Origin of the sequence: Candidatus Oscillochloris fontis (assembly GCF_004138135.1) — a bacterium.
Lineage (GTDB): Bacteria > Chloroflexota > Chloroflexia > Chloroflexales > Chloroflexaceae > Oscillochloris > Oscillochloris fontis.
The window spans coordinates 1-6625 of record NZ_RYFD01000087.1 but is presented as its reverse complement, the minus strand read 5'-3'; the positions used below and the strand labels follow the sequence as shown (position 1 = coordinate 6625).

General features: G+C 49.2%; 7 protein-coding genes. 1 reads left to right on the top strand and 6 read right to left on the bottom strand.

Annotated features, from left to right (window positions below; translation table 11 throughout):
- Nucleotides 1-441: 441 nt before the first annotated feature.
- Nucleotides 442-1326 carry a TIR domain-containing protein gene (locus tag EKD03_RS17760; protein ID WP_129633731.1) on the bottom strand — a complete coding sequence of 295 codons (885 nt, stop codon included), beginning with the start codon at nucleotides 1324-1326 and terminating at the stop codon, nucleotides 442-444.
- Nucleotides 1323-1928 carry a hypothetical protein gene (locus tag EKD03_RS17755; protein ID WP_129633729.1) on the bottom strand — a complete coding sequence of 202 codons (606 nt, stop codon included), beginning with the start codon at nucleotides 1926-1928 and terminating at the stop codon, nucleotides 1323-1325. The genes EKD03_RS17760 and EKD03_RS17755 overlap by 4 nt, the downstream gene beginning before the upstream one ends.
- Nucleotides 1929-2589: 661 nt before the next feature.
- Between EKD03_RS17755 and EKD03_RS18310 the strand changes: the two genes are divergently transcribed.
- Nucleotides 2590-3039: a hypothetical protein gene (locus EKD03_RS18310; RefSeq protein WP_153188303.1), complete on the top strand. Its 450-nt coding sequence runs from the start codon at nucleotides 2590-2592 to the stop codon at nucleotides 3037-3039.
- Between the two features lie 501 nt (nucleotides 3040-3540).
- On the opposite strand, the gene EKD03_RS17740 is transcribed toward EKD03_RS18310, so the two are convergent.
- From EKD03_RS17740 to EKD03_RS17725, 4 genes are all read right to left on the bottom strand, one after another.
- The gene (locus tag EKD03_RS17740) at nucleotides 3541-3864 is read right to left on the bottom strand and encodes a hypothetical protein (RefSeq protein WP_129633723.1); all 324 of its coding nucleotides are present in this window, start codon (nucleotides 3862-3864) and stop codon (nucleotides 3541-3543) included.
- Nucleotides 3861-4154, bottom strand: a complete 294-nt coding sequence (locus tag EKD03_RS17735; protein WP_129633721.1) for a type II toxin-antitoxin system RelE family toxin — start codon at nucleotides 4152-4154, stop codon at nucleotides 3861-3863. Before EKD03_RS17735 ends, EKD03_RS17740 begins: the two co-directional genes overlap by 4 nt.
- A gap of 783 nt (nucleotides 4155-4937) precedes the next feature.
- Entirely contained in the window at nucleotides 4938-5606 is a 669-nt protein-coding gene (locus tag EKD03_RS17730) for a hypothetical protein (RefSeq protein WP_129633719.1), read from the bottom strand.
- Complete coding sequence (locus EKD03_RS17725) at nucleotides 5599-6069, bottom strand: hypothetical protein (protein ID WP_129633717.1); 471 nt, start codon at nucleotides 6067-6069, stop codon at nucleotides 5599-5601. The genes EKD03_RS17730 and EKD03_RS17725 overlap by 8 nt, the downstream gene beginning before the upstream one ends.
- Between the last annotated feature and the right edge of the window lie 556 nt (nucleotides 6070-6625).

Genomic DNA, 6625 nt, shown 5'->3' with positions numbered 1-6625 from the left:
ATACCCACTCGTTATGCCCGGCGCTGCGTTACGGGCTGAGGACGGCCCAACGCCAGCCTTCAGGTGCGCCGCTGGCAGCTTCCCGTGATCCGCACGAGGTTTGCCCTCGCAGGAAATATCCAGAATGCACCTGGTTCACAGGCCGCGCCAGCGGCGTCACCTGCGAGGCGATGTTGGGCGGCAGATTGACAAAGACGGAACGAATAGACTTTCCTAATGTGATATCTAATCGTTGAGTGTAAAGTAAATAATTGATACTCTTCCCATACAACGCAGAATATACTTTACGATAGCATCGGTATTTTCTTATACAGAAGGTATATATGGTCAAGGTATATACTCTTTACGTTGGTAACGGCATTTTATCTTTGGTGCGCGGTATTTATCGCTGAAGTGTATACCATTATATGGAGCGATATCCGGTCTGTCCAACCTGGGGATCTAGGACTGCTTTTGACGTTTAAGAATTACCACAAGTGATTCTGTAAGTAACGCCTTTAATTTCTCCAAGCCTTTATCTGTTGTGGTATATTGAATCACTTGCCAGGATCTAAGATCAAAAGGTATTGATCTCACCTCTTCAGTAATTAGTAAAACGTCTTTTTTTGAACTAATTGCAAAGCCAACCTCAACTAAAACATTTGGATTACTGAAAGTAATGTCTGCAATTACTACATCTGATGCAGTAATCGTGTTGATAATTGCATTTACCCGATTTACGTCTGGAGGAATGCTATTTGGCATGACAGGAGAAAGTCCGACCTCTTGAATCGCTGGCTCTATTGCAGCCTTGTACACCATGAAAAAATTCTGTTCCTGTGGGATAGAAATAAAGCATGTTCCATTATTGAATTTTGGATTTGTAAAGATTGGGTCTAATTCAGGAATGTCTATGGCGAACTTTGTAAATGCTTCACGTATATAAAGTTTAGTTTTATTGACATCTGTTGAGAGAGTAATTACAGGAATACCTGATTGTGAAAATGTATCTAATACAGAGCCATCTGTTTTTGCATTAGTAACAAGCGCAAGTACAGGAGGGTTTTCAGGATAATATCGGTTGAGTAAATCTTTTTGTGCAGCAATTGAGGGATAGGTAGAAAAAGTCAGTCTCTTTCCTTGACCGATTTTCTTTACTTCAAAGACAATGTCTCTGCCATTGCTAGATTGAACAAGGATGTCAGCCGAAAAACCTGAAATATTTCCTAGTAATGCCTCTTCCTTTGCGTATGGAAATATAGTTCTTATTTGATTAAATGCTTCCCTCTGGAATTCCAGACCACTCATTTCAAGGAATTTGCTAGAGCTTTCTGTGTGGTCGTTCATTTTATACTCCATTGAATAAGACTTGCTTTAGCATTATTCCAAATCACAAAGGCTTCCCAAATCGTGAACATTACCAAGCTTATTATTCCGGCTATTGATTCTTGGAAATATTGATCCAGAAAATATTTCGCAATAACGGCCATTATAATGCCGATGATAAGAGCGGCGAGATTATCCTTTAGTTCCTCCCATAATCTTTCCTTGAGAAAATTCGTTCTTCCAGTAATATATTGTTGTGAGTCGTTAGTGGATGTAATTTCTACACTTAAATCGTAGTTAATATTGTATTCTTTTAGCTTCATTGAAATGTTCTTGGTGATTTTCTCTGTGGACTTCAGTAAATTGCCCTGCTGAAAAGTCCTGACAATGACCTCAAAAGCTTGTCGATCATGCCATAAAAATATCGCTTGTGTTACAGGATAGGGAATGCAAGTGTACACGCTAAACTTGCTAATATCTTCAAGATATCTGTCTGTGCCTTGCGAGAATACATCTCGATTGGGTGCCTCTACAGTCGTATATATTTCTTTGGCTAACTCTTCCAGTTTATCTTTCGAAAGAGTGCTATTACGAGTGAGGTTGACGGAAATGCTTGATATCATGGTGTTTTGATGTTAATAAAACAGATTACTACTATGAATTACAAATAAAACATTAGTATATTCACTAAATTTTACTTGGGTCGTATTAGGTCTCTCTTTTTACTGGAAATCATCCTGCACGTCTCCAGAAATTATTGTAAGAGTTGTGTGCGAACTTGTCAATAGCGGATGTAGTAGTATCATATGATTGACCCAACGGCTTCACCTACGCCGTATTTATGTCGAAGGGTATTGTTTTCACATAAGCAGCATCTATCCGGCTGTTCGGCAGGGCTTTTAGGGTTGAGGTGCCCGCCCAACGCCTGCCTTCAGGTGCGCCGCTGGCAGCTTTTCTTGATCGGAACGAAACGCAGCACAGAAGAACATGCGTAAAAAGCACCCAGGTTCAGGCCGCGCCAGCGGCGTCACCTGCGAGGCGATGTTGGGCCATACGGTTGGGGCAAGAAAGACGTTTGTTGCTGATGGATGGGGGCGTGCGTTCCCGGCATGGCGGAACACCGGGGAACATCCGCCTCCTGATGTTTCCCGGTGGTCGGGCGCGGACGAGGGGCACGGGGTTGTTGGTGCGCGACCGGCCTGTCTCGCGGGCACGGGGGTGAAGGGGGACACGGCGTGGCGTTGAGACCCGGTTGCACCACTCCGGCCTTCTCGCGGGCACGGCGTGGTCTCTGCGACTCGGTTGGCCCGCCCCCTCGGCCTTGTCCCTGGCACGGCGCTGCTGGGTGGGCACGGCGCTGCTGGGTGGGCACGGCGCTGCTGGGTGGGCACGGCGCTGCTGGGTGGGCACGGCGTGGTTTTTGCGACTCGGTTGGCCCGCCCTCGGCCTTGCCCCTGGCACGGCGTTGCGCTGCGACTCGGTTGCCCGCCCTCGGCCTTCCTCGCGGTCACGGCGCTGCTGGATGGGCACGGCGTGGTCTCTGAGACCCGGTTGCACGATACCGGCTTTCATCGTTGGCACGGCGTTGTTGGGTGGGCACGGCGTGGTCTCTGCGACTCGGTTGGCCCGCCCTCGGTCTTGTCCCTGGCACGGCGCTGCTGGGTGGGCACGGCGTGGTGCTGCGACTCGGTTGCCCGCCCTCGGCCTTCCTCGCGGGCACGGCGTGGTTCATGAGACTCGGTTGCCCGATACCAGCCTTCCTCGCGGGCACGGCGTTGTTGGGTGGGCACGGCGTGGCGCTGAGACCCAGTTGCCCAACTCCGGCCTTGATCGCGGGCACGGCATGGATGGGTGGGCACGGCGTTCTTGGCGCGATCGGTTGCCCCACCAGCGGCATCTATGGGTGGCACGGCACGGATCGCGGGCACGATAGGGGCTCCCTGCGGCTCGCTTTGGCACGGCATCGCGCGCCAGGAATCGAAAAAGCGATCCATCCGCATGAATTCAATGGGCTGCCTCACGACTCGGAACGCCGATCCCTGGAACGCCCTGATGCTTCGAGGAAGGACGGCCCAACGATGGCCTTCAGGTGCGCCGCTGGCGACATTCCGTGATCCACGTGAAGCTTGCCCAGAACAACAGCCAGCCATGGCACCGCGTTCGCAGGCCGCGCCAGCGGCGTCACCTGCGAGGCGATGTTGGGCGGCAACCCTGGTACGGTGAAACAGACCATCCCTATGATGGTTTTTGGGGAATAGTGGTAGGTTTTGCCGGTAATCCGAGTTTGGCACGCACTTCAGCACTGGAAAAGGTTTGTCGTTGGGGACGTGTGGGCCGATCATGCGCGGGTTGGGGGATATCGGCAAGGGTCAACACTGGAAGTGCTAATGCGGCGTGAAAGTCGGCAATACTCGTGGCTAACTCCTCAATGGTGCGACCCATGGGTTCGACCGCCTCGGCGGTACAGCCAAGAATGGTATCGTCCGCATCATAAAAGACTTCACGAATAATATAGTCGCCATTTTCTTCACGGAATACGCGATAATTCCAGGTCATCATAAGTCGGTTTTCCTTCCTCGGAAGAAGAACGCATTCCCACGCTTTTCACCGATACGTTGGATTTCGACGATACGTACCTGCGAACCAACCGTATAGAGAACCCGATACGCTTCAATACGGAGTTCCCACTCGGCGATGGTATTTTCCCGCATGGGCTTACGATTTCGCGTCTCAACGAGCGGTTCATAGCGCAATTGTTCATCAATACCATCCACAATGATGTTCTGTTCATGCTTTCGAAAGTACTGAAGATCGTCGAGCGCCTCTTCGGTATAGTCAATGTCATACATCGTGGGAGACACTTTCTCTGCCAGATGGGGAACTCTTCTCAGTATACCATACCACTGTCCGATGGATAGCATTCATGGGTGTGAGAACGTAGGCGATAGTGGGTAATTTCGTGCCGAACGTCACGGAATTCGTGTACGACAAAGGTTCTGTGCCGAACGTTTCGTCACCCCCACGGGTGTGCTATCGCCTTCGACGCGAAATCATACGATCACCGCGACCCCATGACGATTCAGGGATTCATCGTGATAGGGTACGATGGCAATGGTCGTGATATGAATATCATCGCGTTGTTGATGGGTATGGGCTTTGGATGTCGGAATGATGGTGACGCATCCGCCTTCCGCACGTTTACGTTCATCTTTACGCAGAATCACCACCTGATATCCGGGATGACAAAGCTCCCGTTCCCTACGAGAAAGATATAGAGCCTTCACCGATACCCGTGGTGACGATGTAATCGAAACGTCGCTTCTTATCGGTTTGAGAGGTTCGTTTAGGAGCATGAAGGACGAAACAGGTCATGACAAATGCCTTCTGGCTTTACGTAGCGTCGCTGCATTACTCCTCTTCTGGTTGTTGCTGGCATTGTGCCATAATGAAACTTCTGTGACGAGAATACAGATACCAGCATTGCCCGCCCAACGCCAGCCTTCAGGTGCGCCGCTGGCGGATTCCCGTGATCCGAGCGATGTTTGCCCAGAAACAAAGCGAGACATGGCACCCAGTTCCCAGGCCGCGCCAGCGGCGTCACCTGCGAGGCGATGTTGGGCCGCTGTTTATGGCTAAAACATTGCTTTATACCGATAGAATTCGCTTTGAAATGCACTTCTTAATTTATCTACTGTAACAGGTGATGCTGGGATTATATCAATACCACAGTATCTATTTCTTTTTGCAAGTAACTTTTCGACAGATGGAGAATTCGTATTAACAACGAAGAAACTCTCTTGAGCTGACAAATCCGTATGAAGGCCGATAAAAGCACGAGCCAGACCTAATGGTATACTTGTAGAATAGAACTTACATTCTATCGCCATGACTAATTTGGATGATCTTGGCGAAACAAGGTTATTCCTACAGGTAATGGCTTCTGATTGGTGTAATACCGACACATCACATTCATGCAAGACTCCGGATTTTCCTGTTACTCTAATTCCTATATGTGCTTCCAATATTGGTTTATTTGGAAACTGAATAACAGCATGAGTATACGGTTGAGTTGTAGAGAAAATATAGCCAGGACTGGTTCTGAAATAGAATACAGAGGGTTTGCTACCAAAAACATCCTCAAAAACAACAGTTGCACCTTCTATATTTGCCGCTTCAAGGATAATACTAAAGATATACGCCTCAAAAATATCAGAGGTTGATGATGTCGTCGAAAGGCTAGGTGTTAATGATGATCCTAAAGCAGACTGAATGGCTGTAAGGAGCGATGCATTGCTAGTCATTGATACGACCTCTTAGTTCATGGAGTGCGTGGCGAAGAATAACATTTGCTGATGTGCGGCGATCAGTATCTTGCATTGATACTGAATGTCTCTGGTTATCTTCATCGGCACCGACAAAAGCTATTTGCATATCTGTTTGGCGTCCAGATATTTTTTTAAAGGTCGCCATAACCCTATCTTCCATATCAGCAATATTACTCACTGCCTGTTCAATGGCACTTACTAGAATAAGCAACTGTTCTTGTGGTGTATAAGGAACAGTTTCTGCTAATTCAACTTCGCCCCCTAGTCTCATCGGCAACTGAGCCCTATCACGCGTCTCACGATAGGCTCTAACTTTTTTGGATTGGGTCTTACCTGTGGCTATTTGTTCATTGACTTGCTCAACAACCCAACCTAAATTTTGCTGATAAAGTATATCGACGAGATTCCTGAAAAACATTCTACTCTCTTCAGTTTCCATGCTATACTCCGAAGATTAACTTTGTAATTCTACTACGCGAATTCTATATGTAAAATGCTAAAATTGCAAGACAACTACCGCTTAAGAGACTAACATATGCCTATGCGCCCTGTCCGGTGCAATACTCATCTAGCACGGGCATTCTTGAGCGGCCCAACGCCAGCCTTCAGGTGCGCCGCTGGCAGCTTCCCGTGATCTGCATGAGGCTTGCCCACCAGGAAACACCCAGAATGCACCGGGTTCGCAGGCCGCGCCAGCGGCGTCACCTGCGAGGCGATGTTGGGCGGGGGGATGACTCGATGACGGGCAATGAAGGTCGCAGACTCGCAGACGGGCATCGCAGGTCGCAGACTCGCAGACGGGCAATGAAGGTCGCAGACTCGTGCGGTGGCATTGAAGGTCGCAGACTCGTGCGATGGCATCGCAGGTCGCAGACTCGTTGACGGGCACCGAAGGTTGCAGACTCGTGCGGTGGCATTGAAGGTCGCAGACTCGTGCGGTGGCATTGAAGGTCGCAGACTCGTGCGATGGCATCGAAGGTTGCAGACTCGCAGAC

Bases quoted from the DNA above. Each gene is read 5' to 3' on its own strand.
- EKD03_RS17760 (WP_129633731.1), bottom strand. From the start codon at position 1,326: ATGAACGACCACACAGAAAGCTCTAGCAAATTCCTTGAAATGAGTGGT.
- EKD03_RS17755 (WP_129633729.1), bottom strand. From the start codon at position 1,928: ATGATATCAAGCATTTCCGTCAACCTCACTCGTAATAGCACTCTTTCG.
- EKD03_RS17740 (WP_129633723.1), bottom strand. From the start codon at position 3,864: ATGATGACCTGGAATTATCGCGTATTCCGTGAAGAAAATGGCGACTAT.
- EKD03_RS17735 (WP_129633721.1), bottom strand. From the start codon at position 4,154: ATGTATGACATTGACTATACCGAAGAGGCGCTCGACGATCTTCAGTAC.
- EKD03_RS17730 (WP_129633719.1), bottom strand. From the start codon at position 5,606: ATGACTAGCAATGCATCGCTCCTTACAGCCATTCAGTCTGCTTTAGGA.
- EKD03_RS17725 (WP_129633717.1), bottom strand. From the start codon at position 6,069: ATGGAAACTGAAGAGAGTAGAATGTTTTTCAGGAATCTCGTCGATATA.